Origin of the sequence: Bacillus gobiensis, assembly GCF_001278705.1 — a bacterium.
GTDB lineage: Bacteria > Bacillota > Bacilli > Bacillales > Bacillaceae > Bacillus > Bacillus gobiensis.
This window is the reverse complement of the sequence record NZ_CP012600.1, coordinates 3,328,520-3,344,372: the sequence shown is the minus strand read 5'-3', so window position 1 is coordinate 3,344,372 and position 15,853 is coordinate 3,328,520. Positions and strand designations below refer to the sequence as shown.

The window sequence follows — 15,853 nt, the reverse complement described above, 5'->3', positions numbered from 1 at the left end:
ATTCTCATAAAGAGATTGAGTAGTTTTTTATACTGTATAAAAGTACAGTTGCGCTGTACTTTTTAATTTTTGATGCATCGATAGAAGAAAATAAGCAGGAGGTGTGCAGGAATAATGGCTGAACTAGAAGATCAGATACAATTTGCGGAGCTGTTATCGCAGGGGGTTAAGTCACTAAAACTCCATCCTGATTATAAGATTAGCAGAAAGAAAAGTGAAAATGTTTCTGTGGGGCAGTCTTATGTAGATAAAATCGCTTACCAGATTGGGGTCTCGTCTAACACAATTAAAAGCTGGATAGGACAAATGGGTCCGAAATATGTTCCTGGCCGGATTGATGACGGGAAGCTTTTCGGTATGATTTGGATCATTATGAAAAGTGACATGGATATACAGTGGTTTATTAGATTACTAGAGACGACTTCCCTCCCTGTGCTCAAACCTGCATTACCTGTATGGGTAGCTTCATGTCTGAAAAAAGCAAAAATGCTCAGAAAAGACGGGTCATTCGGCGCACCTCTTGATGAAGAGATTGAACACGTAATTAGACGATTGTTTCATGATATACCAGATAGCAAAAAAATTGCGCTTACTGACCATCCAATGACGCATAACTTGCCAACACGCTGGTCAGGGGTCTTTATCGGACGGAGATTTGACTTGGAAGCGATTCGGCAATGGCTGCTGTCTCCTTCACCGGTATGTTTAATTACCGGATGGGCCGGTATGGGGAAAACGACGACAGCTCTTGAAGCAGCATATGCATGTGTGAGGGATTCCCATGGAGATTCTGTTCGTGTCGACGCAGACTGGCCAATATTTAACTGCATCATCTGGGTCAGTGCTGATTGGAAAGGGTTAACCTTTAGTGATTTCCTGAATACAATCGCTTATCAGCTCGGACGAATGGAACAAATCGATACATCGATTAATGAAAAACGTTTTGTTGTCCGCAACGCGTTGGCAAACTATTCTAGGGAAGAACGGGTGCTGCTTGTTATAGACAGCATTGATACGGCGGAAAGTGAAATTCGCGAATTCATTACCAACCTGCCTCAAGGTGTAAAAGTCATCCTGACATCTCGCGAGAACTTGAATCAAACATATCGGGATGCCTTTCGGGAAATGGTTACGATTCAGCTGAAGGGCCTTGAAATAGCTGAAGCGCTTGATTTTCTTTCTCATGAAGTTCGTCGTCATTTACAAACATGTAATTCACCGAATAAACGAGAAAAGATCAAACAATTATTGAATATATCCCCAGAAATCCAGCACCAGTTAATTTTGGCGACAGCGGGAAACCCTAAAGCGATTGCTCTTAGCATAGCCTATATTTTAGATGATGACATTCCTGCGGAGCAACTGATTCAGGAACTTGGGAAAGCCGGCTACTCCCTCTTGGAATTGTTTGAATTCCTCTTTGGCCGTACATGGCAGCGATGCAACGAAGATACCCGGCGTTTATGGCAGGTGCTATGCTTTTTCAGCAAACCTCCTGATGAAGAGAGCTGGGCAACAGCTGCTGGATTAGATGTTCGGAATTTTCATTATGCCGTTGAACAGATGCGGGCCTATACCTTGATTCAACCAGAGCGTATAGAAGGGGATTTGCAATATTTGGGACATCAAACGGTTGTAGCATACGGCGAACAACATTTGTCCGAGAATCAGGAATTTGAAAAGGAAGCGCGCAGTCGATGGGGCAGGTATTATGTTGAATATTTGGAAACCCATTTAAAACGAAAGCAGCTAAATTCTGAGTATTGGAGTTACTTGCTTGGACGTGATTTGGATCAAATGAAAAAAGAGTGGCCGAACATACTTAAGGTCATAAAGTGGGCAAGCCAAACTGGAGAAAAGGAGCTATTAATTGAACTGGTAACGCGCGTCAGTCATTTTTTAAGCCGGGTTAACTTGCCATTACGAATCGAATATGGAATGAAAGCTGCTGAATGTGCCAATCAATTAGAAAACCATCCGCTTGAGGCATTATTTCGAATAGATACTGCGGGTTGGGCCCTTATGGAAGTCAATGATTTGGATGGAGCGCTCCAGCAAATCGAAACAGGGCTTAAGGTCCTGGAGGGATTAACTACTGATCATAAGGATGTAAACGATTTAAAGGTTTGGGGACTTGCCTTAAAAGCGAGACTTTATTTAAAAGCAAGCTGCCTTAAGAAAGCAGAAGCCATTTTAGAAGAAATCATAGATACTCCTGCTTCGCCCCTTATCCAACATAGAGTTTTATTAGTTCGGGGGGACCTATGCTTTCTGCGTAGAAATTATGAAGAGGCAATTCAATTATACAAAACAGCCAATGAAATAAGCAAAATCTATGGCGGTGAAAAAACGATAGAAGCCTATTTTAATCTAGGTGTCGCTTATGTTCATTGTGATGAATTCGAGGAGGCGGTATCATCTTTTCATAATATTCTCTATGACAAAAATAAGGCGAATCAGATTGAGTTAATTTATTATCATTATGGGATGGCCCAATTGTTATCCCGCAAAAGGGACCATGCAAAAGCACTGCAATCAATTGAAAAGGCTATCAACCTTATTGATTCATGGGAACCAACCATAAGTATTCGAAAAGAAGTTGAACGGTTTAGTAAGTTAATCAAGGAATTGTAAAGACAATAGAGTATTTTAAAATTAACATAATCGCTGAGATTAAAAACTTGGTTGAGAGCCTTTGAAACGTTGGTAATTATGTTTTGCGGAGTGTAGTGAACGACGAACGCCTTTATGATATTAAACTCAAAAGTAGACACAGTTTGTGATAAAACTAATTAATCATATGAGGTGTCTACATGAGCAGAAAAACGTTTGATGAAGGTTTAAAAAGAAGCACTGCAGATGATGATCGAACAAAACAAGTTCGTTGCCAAAACAGTCCTGGATCTAGAGATCAGTCCCAACACGGTTCATAATTGGAAAAAGAAATACTCTAAGGAGTTCATTAAAAGCGCGGTAGAGGAAAAAACCAAAAAATTATGTCTGCTTTATTGATCTATACCAAATTTTGCTCTATTAATTTTATTGAAGAGGATACACTTGTTTTCTTAAACTTACTGGGCAAGGTAGTTAAATAGAAAGTTAACACTTGAAGAGTTGAAAGTGACTTTTTTCCAAAGCAAAATGAATTATAAGGGGATAATTATTTAATGACAAACAATAATAATGAGATTACTAGTGAAAGTAAAAATGAGAGGGGCATTTTTTTAATCACTGGGATAATGGCAGCAGGTAAATCTACAATTGCTCAACTCCTTTCAGAACGTTTGGAAAAGAGTGTCCATGTTCGTGGAGATTTGTTTAGAAAAATGATAGTAAATGGTGGAGTCGGAATGTCAGACACCCCTTCAATTGAAGCATTAGAGCAATTAAGACTTCGTTATAAACTCGCAGCTAAAGTCTCTGATGAGTATTATCAATCAGGATTTAATGTGGTTTTACAGGATGTAATTATTGGACCTATGCTACAGGATATTGTTGAATATATTCAACATCGACCCCTGTATGTAATTGTGTTAACACCCCGTCCTGAAATTGTGGCTGCTAGGGAAGCATCTCGACCGAAAAAAGGGTATGGTGCAATGGATATCTCTTCTCTTGAAAGTGTCTTGCAATCAGAAACCCCAAGGATAGGTATGTGGATTGATTCATCAAATTTAACACCAGAAGAGACAGTTGATGAAATTCTAAGAAGAGTTTTTACAGAAGCGAAAATTCAATAGTTCAAACAGCTAATTAAGCCTGTTTGTAATAGAGATTGATAAGAAACCTGTTTATTAGAGTGTTTTTTCTTCAGCAAACGGTCAATTTAATTGAGTAAGTGTATGGGACTAACAATGATTTCTTTAAATAAGTCACCTTGAATCAATGTACATTCCCTAAACATAGTGCATAGAATAATTTTATAAATCTGTGAAGGGAATAAGATAAATGTACTATGTTCCTTATATGTATCCATATCCTTATTGTGTTAACACATCAATGTATAACTATGGAAGACAGCCTGTTTATTGGACTATTCCTAATGGGAAAGAACATGCTAAACGATTTGGTTTATTACAATCATCAAAGGGAAGAGATAAAATTGAGTTAAAAGATTATGGACCAGAACCCTTTGCAGTTAATATCAATGAGGCTACGAAGCAAAACAGTACGTATCGTACAGCTTTATGGACAGGAAATCATTTGCAAGTTACATTAATGAGTCTCAATGTTGGTGAAGATATCGGTTTGGAAATTCACCATAGCGTTGATCAATTCTTACGTATTGAACAAGGTCAAGGGGTTGTTCAAATGGGTAAGAGTAAAGATAAATTAAACTTTAAAAGAAAAGTCTATGATGACTCTGCCATTATGATACCTGCTGGAACATGGCACAATGTAACCAATACAGGTAATTTACCGCTAAAACTTTACTCGATATATGCACCTCCACACCATCCACATGGTACTGTACATGTAACAAAAGCCGATGCCGTGGCAGCTGAATAAAACTATCAGATGAATCATTTTAGTTGATGTACCAAAAGTTTGCAGTGTACAGTTTAATACTATTTCAGTTACTTGGCATCTCGAGTTTTTTAAACGCGTTGCTGTTGTTCGGTCTAGAGAGAAGGGGAACATTCCAATATGATAGCACTTCAAAATTGCACGACAAATAAACTGAAGATATTTTTGTCGCATTAATTAACAAAAAGTTGTTTTTTCGTCAATATAGTATATATTTAGTTTAATAGCTTGTTTGCGTGTCCTTAGGAGAAGACCGTAGGATCTATTCCTGCAAAACACTACCCGGTTACCTTAATCTAAGACCAATCATAAAAAAGGTCAACCAAGAATAACTTGGTTAACCTTATAATACGAATACCCATCTGTCAGGCGGGTGCAACCTCAATTTCTAACTTTCTGTTAAACAAATGTTTTTTATCATTTATGCTTCCAAAACTTTAAATGCTTCTCTTACTTTCCTAGCAAAATCCAATGGTGGTTCAACTGATTCAAAGTGCATATACATTGCTCGTGGTTCTTCGAATAACCAATGGTTATGAATTGCTGTTACAATAATATCTCGTTTTCTAAGTTCAGTTAATAAGGGATTGACTTCTTCCTGTAATAGCACTGTTTCACCTAAATTCAAAGCTCTTCCTCTACTATCGACATCTTCAAAAGAAAAAAATTGCGGAACGACCAATGGAGATTTAGTGGGTCTTCCAAGAATAGTAAAATCTAGGTTTCTAAACTTTTGCACAAGACAAACATCATTTTCATCTAAACTACCCATTCCCCCGAGAATCTCGGCATATTTCTGACAGAGGTCTTTGCGTTTTCCCCACAACATAGATTTACCTCATTTCTTAACTAATTTTGAAGGAGTTTCACTTTAAATAAATAATTTCCCTTCTCTACTAATAGTATGATTCGTCCTATAAATTCGAAATGGACAAGGGTATAGGGTGAAAGTGGAAAATATTCAAAGTAATAATAAAATAAAACGGCAAAAAAGATAGAAAAAATAATCCCCGACTGGAACAAAACTAGCACATTTTGTATACTACAATTGTGTAGTTTCTATAGAGGAGGATCAGGATTGCAGAAAAATCACTTATCTATTTTATCTAAATTGCTCGGACCGCTGGAGCTTCAGATTATGAAAATCATTTGGGAGCGTGGTGAAGCTTCAGTGCAAGAGGTTCTTAACGATTTAAACAAAGAAAATGATTATGCCTATACGACCATTATGACAATCATGAGCCGGTTGGTTGACAAAGAGATTCTGCATCGAATAAAGTCCGGACGGTTTTATGTTTATAAACCGGCATATGGTCCGGAAGAATTTATTGAGCGCATGTCATCACAAGCTGTTATAGAGCTGCTCGATGATTACGGGGATGCCGCTATCGCCCAGTTCGTCGGGAATGTTAGCACAAACCGGGAGCAGCTGGTTAAGTTAAAGCATTTCATTGAAAAGCTGGATCAGGGGGAAGGGGAAAAGGATGAAACGTAATACGTTTCTTAAGCTGTTTGCTGCTACTGTTTTTATCGAGGCAAGCTTCTTTATTACTGCGATCGTTTCGACGAATGCGGCGATCAACACCATGTTGGATTGGATGATCTCATGCTGCAGATTCGTTTTTCAAAACCATCGGATTCCGTTGACCTTCTTTATTTTCTCGTTCCTCATTTTGATCGTACGTACTCTTTTTGTTGGGCGAACATTGCGGATTCTGCGAAGAACTCATAAATTGATTTCTTCTTTGCGATTCCGAGTTGTCGAATGGAACAATCCCATTATTGATAAATTTAGCAATAGCAAACGAGTCCCGGTAGATGTGGTGTATACCACCGAACCCTATGCTTTGGCTTACGGTTTGTTTCGCCCCCGCATCCTGCTCAGCCATTCTTTGATTGAGATCATGGACGAACGGGAACTTCTAGCCATTTTAGAACACGAGTATTATCACTGTACACAAAAAGATCCGATCAAAATTTTGTTTGCCTACGGAGCAAGCTGTTCTTTGTTCTTTTTACCTGTAATCAAGCATCTGCGTGATCGCTACTTTTTGGAGAAAGAGCTTGATGCGGATCAATACGCGATTCAATCTATTGGCGAAAAAGCCCTTGCTTCTGGTTTGTACAAGTTATTGCAGTTTAATTTTGAGAAGCTGCCGAATACTGCAACGGTTGGGCTAAACAATTCGATTGATGCCCGTATTGAAGCAATAGTAAATGGAAATTCTGCGAAAGAAAAAATATCGACGAAGGCATGGATTCTTTCCTTTGCCAATCTTACTGTTATTACTGTTCTTATTGCTGCCTTATTAACCTCCTTATCGCATGTTCAAGTGTAACAATTGACAGACAGTCTTTCTAAATACTACAATAGTGTAGTAAATAGTCAGGCTGCTTGCTTGCGCATATAAAGGAGGAATTCAGATTAAGATGAGCGTGTCCGAAGCCAAAAGGCACAGCAATTCCTGGCAATCCTATGAAGCAGCAGAATTTTGGCGACGCAATGCAGCGGAGCGTATGCGAATAATTGGAAACGCAACGCAACTGATGCTCGAAGCCGCTCAAATTAGGTTAGGCAGCAGGGTGCTCGACATTGCAGCAGGTACTGGGGATCAAAGCCTTATGGCTGCACAAGTTGTCGGGTCGGCAGGATATGTTCTCTCGACAGATATCTCATCCAGCATGATCAAGGTGGCAACTGAGGTTATACGACAGGAAGGGTTAACCAACGTTGAGACCAAAGTCATGGATGCCCAGAACATCGATCTGGTACCTGATTCATTCGATTCGGCCATTTCGCGTCACGGTTTGATGTTTATCCCTGATCTTCAAAAGGCTTTGACCAGAATTAACAGAGTTCTCCGAACGGGCGGCAAGTTTGCGGCATTGGTCTGGTCAAAAGCGGAGAACAATCCGGTGCTTGGATTGCCCATATCTATTTTTTATCGATATACGGGGATTCCACTTCCGAAGCCTGGAAGTCCAGGGGTGTTCGCTCTCAGCGATCCCTATGCTCTTTCAGATGCTTTTCGGTCCGCAGGTTTTCATGAAGTAAGGGTTCAAGCTGTTCCACATGTTCATCGCGCATCCTCAGCGGAAGAATTTGTAAGCGCTCGTGCGAATGCTACGTCCGGTCCTCTTGGAGAGGCATTCAGTTGGTTAAGCGAAGCTGATCGTAAAAAGGCGAAATTGGAAATCGTGCAAGCTCTTCGGAAATTCGACGGAGATAACGGCTTTGAAGGACCAGGTGAATCGCTGCTTGTGGTTGGGAGTAAATGAGTAAATGCCAAATTGCAACTCTTTGCGATGATTACTTGTATTGCGGCACTGGGAAACAAGCGATGATTCGCCGAGACCAAGTTGTCACTCCTATATGTTTATGATTCTTGTTTATTTAAAAAAGTGGTGGGAAAACTTACATGGTGTAGAAAAAAATTATGGTCAAGGAGGCAAAATGTATGCCACATGAACAGTATCAAAAGCTTCTTCAAACGTTACATGAATGTATGACGGAATGTAATCATTGTTTTGATGCATGTTTAAAAGAGGAAGATATGAAAATGATGTCTGAATGCATTCGGTTAGATAGGGAATGTGCTGAGATTTGTGGTTATCTAGAACAGGCAATCGCACGAGGAACCCCATTTGTTTCTGAATTAGCTTCTGTTTGTGCTGCGGTTTGTGAAGCCTGTGGAAATGAATGTAAAAAACATGATCATGATCACTGTCAAAAATGTGCTGAAACCTGCTTTAAATGCGCAGATCACTGCAAAGAAGTAGCTTAGAGATTTTAAAAAAGATGTAACCTTTAAAAAGCTTAAAACGAGAACATAACTTGATTTTAAGCATTTTTAAAGGTTAATAAAAAACAATCCACATACCTTAGGGGGGTAAAGTAACAATGTTGAGGAGGTGGAGGTTGAAATCGACCAATGTTGTTGATCAGATGGTGAAAGAAAAAGTCACCATTCAGATAAAATGAAAAATAATTTAATAACAAGATTACATTAAATTGAAGGACAAATAAGAAAAAGAAGCGTGGTACAGTAAAAAAGGAGGATTTTTTACATGCTGAAAAAACAGGTTATATTGTCTTTAATTGCAACTCTTTTCTTAATACTTGGTGCCTGCGCCAACGCTAATGATGAAAACACAAAAAACAATGAACACGCAGAACATGGGGAAAAAACGGAAGACATAGAAGGCATGGATCATGATAATATGAACCATTCTAGCTCAGGTGAAGTTCCTGAAGGTTTAAAAGAAGCAGAAAATCCAACCTATAAAGTTGGAAGTCATGCAATTATCGAAACAGATCACATGGCAGGTATGAAGGGTGCTGAGGCAACGATTGTAGGTGCATATGATACGACCGTTTATACGATTTCGTATACTCCGACAACTGGCGGAGACAGAGTGGAAAATCATAAATGGGTGATTCATGAAGAGTTACAAGATGCTGGTGAGGCACCATTAAAGCCTGGAACAAATGTTAAAGTAAATGCAGACCATATGGAAGGTATGGATGGCGCAACTGCTGAAATTGATTCTGCCGAAAAAACGACTGTATATATGGTTGATTTCACTCAGACAAATGGTGGCGAAGAAGTGAAAAATCATAAATGGGTCACAGAAGGTGAGCTATCGCCTAAATAAAGTTTAAACAAATTACAACCTAGCACCTATCTTCAATAAAGATGGGATAGGTGCTTAAGCTAAAGAAACCCATAATTTGTAATACATTGAAAAGGTTAACCTAGTACTCAAGACTTAACAATTGTTAAGGACAAAATTTAATGTCATTCAGATTATGTTTATCGAAGGTTTTATGATGAATGTTTTAAAAATATCACTTTATATACCATAGGGGGGTATAGTAATATGTAATTGAGGAGGTGATCCAATGTCAGTTAATTTAGAAAGCATTGATCATATGATTGAAATCGATCAATGCTGTTCATCAGATGGTGAAAGAAAAAGTCATCATTCAGATAAAGTGAAAAACAATTTAGTAACAAGATTAAATCGAATTGAAGGGCAAATTCGCGGGATAAAAGGATTAATTGAAAAAGATACGTATTGTGATGATGTCTACCTCTACCACAAATGTAAAACATCAAAACAAAAAAGGAAAGCTCCGAATCCCTTCCTAATTTTCATTGATCTAAAAGATATAAAAGATCATACATTTAGCCCTAATATGTATGATCCTTATTTGTTATTCACGCAAAATAAGTTTTAAAAACGTGCGAAAAAATATATAAGTTAAATATCAAGGTATTGAATGATGTCACAACTTACTTCAATAAATAAACGTAAGAAAAAGAGTTATCAACATATAATGTTCGAGGAATATTATTGTTATCAATAAAATGGTCTATCTAGCAATGGTAGTTGGCCTGTTGCCATGGTAAAATAAGGTTGGATTTTACTGGCGGGGGAGGCACCAAACAATGGGTCTGACCATTTTACATATCGAAGACGATCAAGAAATAGGTTCTTGGGTGAGCGAATTTTTAAACGACTGCGGCTACGAAGTCATCTGGATTACCTCAGGATATGATTCTATGAAGCATATGGAGCGAGTCGATCTTGTTATTTTGGACATTATGCTTCCTGGACTGGACGGATATACGGTTGGCCAGCGTCTGAAGCAAAAGTATCCGAAAACGCCGATCCTCATGCTGACAGCGAGAACGTCAATGGAGGATAAATTGCAAGGGCTCGCCTTTGCCGATGATTATATGACAAAACCGTATCATCCTGACGAGCTAGCTGCCCGGATTCAAGTGCTGTTAAGGCGCTTTGGGGTTGTTTCTACGGAAATAATACAGCTCATGCACCTCCGTGTTGATCAGAATGCGAACCGCATACTTAACACAGTTTCCAACGAAGAAATCGTGTTGACGGGCAAGCAATTTCATATTTTTATGTATTTGTTAAACCACCTAGATCAAATCTTAACGAAAAAACAAATCTACGAAGCGGTGTGGGGAGATTCCTACATAGAGGGGGACAAAACGCTGATGGTCCACATTCGCCATTTACGCGAAAAAATTGAGCTCGATTCCAGCAAACCGCAAATCATCGAAACGATTCGCGGCATTGGATATCGGATGAGACCATGAATATCCTGCAATCATTAATGACCAGATATTTGCTCCTAATCCTATGCGCTTTAGTGCTTTTGCCTATCATTCCAGCAATTTATTATTTTCCGCAAATTTTGTTCAATCGCTCGCTATACGATATACAAGAAGTAGAGAGTGCGTTGAAACGGGAGGCTGCTGAATTAGACGATCAGCCAGCGAGTGAGATTGATCTTCGTCTTCAGGCGTTTCATAACAAGTATCCTGAAGGAGAGATTTTTTGGATCGATAAAAATGGGAAATCCAGATTTGTTCAGGATCGGCCGGTAGACATTCCGGAAAATTGGACATTTGTTGATGCTCTTGCATTTTTGGAAGAGAACAAATTCGAAGCCCAAACTTTTTTACAAAATAGCGATCCTCAAGCTACGTATACAATTTCGTCATTAATCGGAGATGACTCTCATCAGGGAGTCATCGTCTTTCGGATTTTACAAGTGAAGACAAACCTCGGCAATATGTCATTATTTAAGGACTACTTATTTATCGCCTTTTTCTTTATTGTCAGCGGGGCTTTTTTGATGCTTTCTTGGTTCTTTTTTGTAAGCATACGCAAAAGGCTCGTCCAGCTCCAGTCTGCAATGTCTGATATGGGAACTGAAGGCATCCCTGATAAGGTCGTGATTAGAAAAAAAGATGAGATTGGCAGACTGCAAGGAGCATTTAACGAGATGATCAGGCAATTAAAGTCCAGTCGGGAAAGTGAGAAGAAGGAAGAGCAGCTTAGAAAGCAGCTGATCGCCAATATCTCCCACGATTTGCGTACGCCTTTAACAGTGATCAGGCAGCATGCGTATTCAGTACAAATGGATCCGTCATCTCCAAAAGGGAGAGAATCTCTACAAATTGTTGTGAACAAGCTGGGTGACGTCGACAAAATGATCAACAACCTTCTTTCCTATACACTGCTTACTGCTGGAAAGCATCCCATTAATAAGAAAGACACCGATATATTAGACGTGCTCCGCAATTCGATAGCGGAATGGTATCCGGTTTTTGAAAAGCACGGATTTCAAGTGGATATTGATTTGCCGGAAAAAGCGTTGATATGGCACGTAGACTCTTTATGGTTCCGGAGCATTTTGGATAATTTGTTTCAAAATGTACTTCGTCATGCGAATTCTGGCAAATATATTGGAATCAAAACAGTTGAGCGAAATGGTTCTACTTTCATTGCTATAAAGGATAAGGGAGAAGGCTTTGAGCATGAATCTGAAGCTAAGGGTGCGGGTATCGGCCTTTCGATCGTGTCACTGATGACAAAGGAAATGGGGTTAGTATGGGAAGTGGCTGCTTCTTCAGATGGAACGTGTATTTATTTGGGGAGGGAAAAGTTAAACAAAACTTAAACTTGATGTCATCTTAATGGTCATCCTAGCAGACTATTCTATTCGTATGGAAAGGCTTCTTTCGTTTAAGAAAGTGCCGCTGTTTATAAAATTATGAATAGAAAGGTCGATGAACAGGATGGAAATTCGCGCACAAGGATTGGAGAAAAAATCTGCTCCCCGTCTCTGGCACTGGTCCTCTTGGATAGGATATGCCGCTTTGGCCTGGTCAATCGTATATGGGATCGTGCACTTATACTGGCTGCTGGGAGGAGAAGGATATCCCTTTATCCAGGAAGAAATGGTCATGTTTTCTGCAATGGTGACGTACCTTCCGGCTCAAGCAGGAAGCATCGCTTTTGTTGTTCTTTGTTCTCTTGGCGTTTTCTTTGGAATCGCTATGCATAAAGCCTGGGGAAGAGTGGTGCCTTACTGGTTGATCATGACATATGCATGGGGATTGGCTGCTGTCTTACTCCTTTTTGTCCCTGATAGTAGTTTAATTATGATTATGGCTTATGCTTTCTTATTTAAATTTGATTTCAGCTGGCTAATATTCAATCAAATCATTTGTATTATAGGTGCTTTATTATGGATCTTTGCAGCTGTTTCTTATTTTCGGAGAGTCCGCCAAGCGTGTACTTATTGCGGGCGGACAGAGAATGGAAAAGCATTTGTTCTAGTAAGGTGGGGGAAATGGATCACTTATATCGCTGCATTTGCTCCTATCCCTTATGCTTGTACTCGAATTGTTTGGGCGTTCGGAGTTGCTTTCGGTGTTGACAGTCAGTTCTTTGAGGTGAATCCAATTGCTCAGATAACATCATTGGTCTTTGGCGGAATATGTATAGGCGGCGGCCTCCTTACGCTTGGACTCATTCAGAAATGGGGGGAAGTGTTCCCGCGCTGGTTTCCGTTTGTGGGCGGGAAGAGAGTTCCCATATTGCTGGCCGTTATTCCCGCGTCGATTGTAGCGATTGCGGTAACTGCTGCCGGTGTTGTCTTTACTTTCACTTTTTTTGCGATACAGCTGCAGCTCATGCCAGCTGAAGGAATCTTATTAAACGACATTTGGGGAACGATTGGACCAATGCTTCTATGGATTCCTTGGGGAACTGCCCTTGGCTTAGCGGCTATCTCTTACTATTACCGCCGTCGCGGCCGATGTAAGTATTGCAATGGTTCTGAATGTTGATGTTTTCAAACGAGAAGCAATCTAGTATCTCAACCCGTTCTTCATGGTTCTCAGCATGGCCGAAATGGGCAGGATACGCAGCTGCAGGATGGTCGCTCATTTATGCCGTGTTCGGAATATACTGGGGATTGGGAGGTTCCCATTTTCCTTTTGGTGAAAATGACCCTCGTGCAATGATGATGGGATCATTTTTGACGAGTTTGAGGGCAGACACAGGTGGTCTCACTATCGCTGCTACAAACTTTATAGGCTTTGCGGTTGCATTAGCGATGGTTAAAACGAGTGGCCGCCTTATTCTCGGCTGGGTGTTGCTGTTCTTTAGCTGGTTGATGTGCGTGACGCTTTTATTGGTGATTCCCGATGTACGAATCGTGCAGAACTTCGCGTATTTATTCGTGTTACACGTGGAACTTGTCGATTGGCTCGTACTAAATCAGGTCTTTTGCATAGCAGGTGGATTTCTCTGGGGAGCAGCTGCCTTGTCCTACCACAGGAAATTAAACGAAGCATGCGGCTGCTGCGGCCGAAAAGACGATTCCCACGGAGCTTCAGTGAAATCTGCAGCACGTTGGGGAAAGCGGTTCACCTATATCGCAGTTGTGATGGCGCTCCCCTATGCAATTGTACGCTGGGCTTGGGCTTTTGGAATCCCTTTGGGGACAACATTGGACACGAATTCGAGTCCGACTTTAATCATGATGGAATTATTTTTGGGAGCCATGTGTATAGGCGGCGGAATACTGACTCTGGGTCTTACTCAGCGATGGGGAGAAGTATTTCCGCGCTGGTTTCTATTCATGGCCGGAAAGCCGGTTCCCGTATGGTTAGCAGTTGTTCCTTCTACACTTATGGCGGCTATCATTACGCTTGCAGGAGTGAAAATGGCTCCACCGATCATCATTATGATGCTAAACGGGAGTATCACAATGGAGAATTGGGGCGAGGCCGGACCATTTCTTTCTTGGCTTCCGTGGGGAGTTTCCCTTGGTGCAGCTACTGCGGCCTACTATATCCGCAGGCGGGGACGTTGCCGACATTGTGGCCGGTTGTAGGTATTTTGGAAATGAGGGGTTTAGTTATTTGAAAGAGAATTTTTCTCTCTTTGCATCTCCCAAAAGATCTTTAAAACCCTTTGGCCTGGTCGGGATATTCTTTTTTGGTCGCTCCCTAAATGTTTCTTGCTAATATGAGCAAGTAGCGGAATATATGTGCTTCATACGCGATATATGTTCCGCTTACGGAATATACGTGCAAATCCTACTCATTAATTTACTTAATAATGGGAAAGAAAAAGGAATCCAATAAATATGAACTGCCCCCTGTCTACTTGACAGGGGGCAGTTCAATATATGACTTACATACTAGATTGATATTCAACCATTTTTTGATTTCACTTTTAAGGAAACGTTTTTCACCATTAAAATTCGTATAAGGAATAAACCGATATGTATCCCAAGAATTCGTTCCGTTTTTTAAAGATATCTTTTCTCTTGTATCTTTTTGAATGATCTCATCTAATTCATCAGGGGAAATAGATAAGTAGTTTGCTAATTCGTTTTCAGTTAATATTTCATTTTCCATAGCGATGTTTTACCTACCCTTAAAAGAATCTGAAATAATGAGTGTACATAGTAAAATTGCTGCAGAGATAATAAGAATATTGATAGTACTAATTAAACCTTTTAATTTCATTATACGCTCCTTGATTTTTTTATAGTTTAAAATATTTCAAGAAAACGATCAATGAATCATTTTGAAAGAGAAATAACTTTGCATATAATTGGATAAAAAGGAGAGCAATTTATGGGCAAAATGATCGACTATTACTCCCGATTTGATGAATGGGGGCGGCTGGATCGTGAGCCATTGGAATTTCAGGTTAATTGGCACTTTATTCAGGCGTATTTACCGAAAACAGGAAAGGTATTGGATAATGGTGCCGGACCCGGAAAATATGCTATGCGATTAGCGCAGCAAGGGTATGAAGTTACATTAACCGACCTTGTCCCAAGACTCATAGAGATTGCAAAAGAGAAAGCAACCGAATTGGGTGTTGCCGGACGATTTGCAGGATTTCACGTTGCGGATGCAAGAGATCTATCTGCTTTACGGGATGATCAATTCGATGCAGCACTTGCGCTTGGCCCGATGTACCATTTGCAATTGGAACAGTCTCGAAAAGAAGCGATTCAAGAGCTGTATCGGGTAACAAAAAAAGATGGAATTGTATTTGTCGCGTTCATGCCAAGAATCAGACACGTGCTGTCATCTCTGCAATTTCCGGAGCATTGGCGGCCGAATGACAACATGGAGTCAATCAAGGAATTTATCCGTACTGGCGAGTTTGATCATAGTGACGAGGGACGCTTTACAGGAGCGTATTATTTTCGTATTGAAGACATTAAACCCTTCATGGAGTCAAACGGATTTGAGACATTGAATTTGATTGGCTCATCTAATATAGGCAGCCTCTTATCAAACGAGCAGTGGGAATATTGGAAAAACCGGGGAAAAGGTGAGTTTGTCCAGCTGATAGAGCTATTAAAAGATACTGCAGCAGATCCGGCGATTTTAGGAATCTCATCGCATTTGCTTTATATAGGTAAGAAAAAGTAATAGAAAAAAGGCATCCAAATGAATATAGGATGCCTTTT

General features: G+C 40.1%; 16 protein-coding genes and 1 pseudogene. 15 read left to right on the top strand and 2 right to left on the bottom strand.

The annotated features are described in order from the left end of the window. Positions 1–114: 114 nt before the first annotated feature. From AM592_RS16750 to AM592_RS16740, 3 genes are all read left to right on the top strand, one after another. Positions 115–2,634: a tetratricopeptide repeat protein gene (locus tag AM592_RS16750; protein ID WP_053604861.1), complete on the top strand. Its 2,520-nt coding sequence runs from the start codon at positions 115–117 to the stop codon at positions 2,632–2,634. 533 nt (positions 2,635–3,167) lie between these two features. After that, entirely contained in the window at positions 3,168–3,740 is a 573-nt protein-coding gene (locus AM592_RS16745; RefSeq protein WP_053604860.1) for an AAA family ATPase, read from the top strand. Positions 3,741–3,948: 208 nt separating this feature from the next. Beyond that, entirely contained in the window at positions 3,949–4,509 is a 561-nt protein-coding gene (locus AM592_RS16740) for a cupin domain-containing protein (protein WP_053604859.1), read from the top strand. Positions 4,510–4,948: 439 nt separating this feature from the next. Here AM592_RS16740 and AM592_RS16735 read toward each other — a convergent pair whose 3' ends face one another. After that, positions 4,949–5,356, bottom strand: a complete 408-nt coding sequence (locus AM592_RS16735) for a DUF1259 domain-containing protein (RefSeq protein WP_053604858.1) — start codon at positions 5,354–5,356, stop codon at positions 4,949–4,951. Positions 5,357–5,605: 249 nt separating this feature from the next. Here AM592_RS16735 and AM592_RS16730 point away from each other — a divergent pair, with 249 nt between their 5' ends. The 11 genes and pseudogenes from AM592_RS16730 (at position 5,606) to AM592_RS16685 (ending at position 14,251) form a co-directional block, all read left to right on the top strand. Next, a complete protein-coding gene (locus AM592_RS16730; RefSeq protein ID WP_225970255.1) occupies positions 5,606–6,022 on the top strand; it encodes a BlaI/MecI/CopY family transcriptional regulator in 417 nt (138 codons plus the stop codon). Further along, on the top strand, positions 6,012–6,866 hold the full coding sequence (locus AM592_RS16725; protein WP_053604857.1) for a M56 family metallopeptidase: 855 nt from the start codon (positions 6,012–6,014) through the stop codon (positions 6,864–6,866). The genes AM592_RS16730 and AM592_RS16725 overlap by 11 nt, the downstream gene beginning before the upstream one ends. 178 nt (positions 6,867–7,044) lie before the next feature. Continuing rightward, entirely contained in the window at positions 7,045–7,806 is a 762-nt protein-coding gene (locus AM592_RS16720) for a class I SAM-dependent methyltransferase (RefSeq protein WP_158320318.1), read from the top strand. 179 nt (positions 7,807–7,985) lie between these two features. Beyond that, the gene (locus AM592_RS16715) at positions 7,986–8,312 is read left to right on the top strand and encodes a four-helix bundle copper-binding protein (RefSeq protein ID WP_053604855.1); all 327 of its coding nucleotides are present in this window, start codon (positions 7,986–7,988) and stop codon (positions 8,310–8,312) included. A 127-nt stretch (positions 8,313–8,439) separates the two neighbouring features. After that, a pseudogene (locus tag AM592_RS24760) lies at positions 8,440–8,535 on the top strand (CsoR family transcriptional regulator); the annotation flags it as partial. A gap of 60 nt (positions 8,536–8,595) precedes the next feature. After that, positions 8,596–9,183 (top strand): YdhK family protein, encoded by a 588-nt coding sequence (locus AM592_RS16710; protein WP_053604854.1) that lies wholly within the window; start codon positions 8,596–8,598, stop codon positions 9,181–9,183. Between the two features lie 247 nt (positions 9,184–9,430). After that, positions 9,431–9,769 (top strand): metal-sensing transcriptional repressor, encoded by a 339-nt coding sequence (locus AM592_RS25230; protein ID WP_082364129.1) that lies wholly within the window; start codon positions 9,431–9,433, stop codon positions 9,767–9,769. Positions 9,770–9,980: 211 nt separating this feature from the next. Then, entirely contained in the window at positions 9,981–10,655 is a 675-nt protein-coding gene (locus tag AM592_RS16700; RefSeq protein ID WP_053604853.1) for a response regulator transcription factor, read from the top strand. Next, a complete protein-coding gene (locus tag AM592_RS16695; RefSeq protein ID WP_053604852.1) occupies positions 10,652–12,025 on the top strand; it encodes a sensor histidine kinase in 1,374 nt (457 codons plus the stop codon). Before AM592_RS16700 ends, AM592_RS16695 begins: the two co-directional genes overlap by 4 nt. Positions 12,026–12,143: 118 nt before the next feature. Beyond that, positions 12,144–13,199, top strand: coding sequence for a DUF3995 domain-containing protein (locus AM592_RS16690; RefSeq protein WP_053604851.1), 1,056 nt, complete (start codon positions 12,144–12,146; stop codon positions 13,197–13,199). Next, entirely contained in the window at positions 13,199–14,251 is a 1,053-nt protein-coding gene (locus AM592_RS16685; RefSeq protein ID WP_225970254.1) for a hypothetical protein, read from the top strand. Before AM592_RS16690 ends, AM592_RS16685 begins: the two co-directional genes overlap by 1 nt. 271 nt (positions 14,252–14,522) lie before the next feature. On the opposite strand, the gene AM592_RS16680 is transcribed toward AM592_RS16685, so the two are convergent. Next, complete coding sequence (locus tag AM592_RS16680; protein WP_053604850.1) at positions 14,523–14,780, bottom strand: hypothetical protein; 258 nt, start codon at positions 14,778–14,780, stop codon at positions 14,523–14,525. A 222-nt stretch (positions 14,781–15,002) separates the two neighbouring features. Between AM592_RS16680 and AM592_RS16675 the strand changes: the two genes are divergently transcribed. Then, complete coding sequence (locus tag AM592_RS16675) at positions 15,003–15,815, top strand: class I SAM-dependent methyltransferase (RefSeq protein ID WP_053604849.1); 813 nt, start codon at positions 15,003–15,005, stop codon at positions 15,813–15,815. The last annotated feature ends 38 nt before the right edge of the window (positions 15,816–15,853 follow it).

Bases quoted from the DNA above. Each gene is read 5' to 3' on its own strand.
- AM592_RS16750 (WP_053604861.1), top strand. From the start codon at position 115: ATGGCTGAACTAGAAGATCAGATACAATTTGCGGAGCTGTTATCGCAG.
- AM592_RS16745 (WP_053604860.1), top strand. From the start codon at position 3,168: ATGACAAACAATAATAATGAGATTACTAGTGAAAGTAAAAATGAGAGG.
- AM592_RS16740 (WP_053604859.1), top strand. From the start codon at position 3,949: ATGTACTATGTTCCTTATATGTATCCATATCCTTATTGTGTTAACACA.
- AM592_RS16735 (WP_053604858.1), bottom strand. From the start codon at position 5,356: ATGTTGTGGGGAAAACGCAAAGACCTCTGTCAGAAATATGCCGAGATT.
- AM592_RS16725 (WP_053604857.1), top strand. From the start codon at position 6,012: ATGAAACGTAATACGTTTCTTAAGCTGTTTGCTGCTACTGTTTTTATC.
- AM592_RS16720 (WP_158320318.1), top strand. From the start codon at position 7,045: ATGCGAATAATTGGAAACGCAACGCAACTGATGCTCGAAGCCGCTCAA.
- AM592_RS16715 (WP_053604855.1), top strand. From the start codon at position 7,986: ATGCCACATGAACAGTATCAAAAGCTTCTTCAAACGTTACATGAATGT.
- AM592_RS16710 (WP_053604854.1), top strand. From the start codon at position 8,596: ATGCTGAAAAAACAGGTTATATTGTCTTTAATTGCAACTCTTTTCTTA.
- AM592_RS25230 (WP_082364129.1), top strand. From the start codon at position 9,431: ATGTCAGTTAATTTAGAAAGCATTGATCATATGATTGAAATCGATCAA.
- AM592_RS16700 (WP_053604853.1), top strand. From the start codon at position 9,981: ATGGGTCTGACCATTTTACATATCGAAGACGATCAAGAAATAGGTTCT.
- AM592_RS16695 (WP_053604852.1), top strand. From the start codon at position 10,652: ATGAATATCCTGCAATCATTAATGACCAGATATTTGCTCCTAATCCTA.
- AM592_RS16690 (WP_053604851.1), top strand. From the start codon at position 12,144: ATGGAAATTCGCGCACAAGGATTGGAGAAAAAATCTGCTCCCCGTCTC.
- AM592_RS16685 (WP_225970254.1), top strand. From the start codon at position 13,199: ATGTTTTCAAACGAGAAGCAATCTAGTATCTCAACCCGTTCTTCATGG.
- AM592_RS16680 (WP_053604850.1), bottom strand. From the start codon at position 14,780: ATGGAAAATGAAATATTAACTGAAAACGAATTAGCAAACTACTTATCT.
- AM592_RS16675 (WP_053604849.1), top strand. From the start codon at position 15,003: ATGGGCAAAATGATCGACTATTACTCCCGATTTGATGAATGGGGGCGG.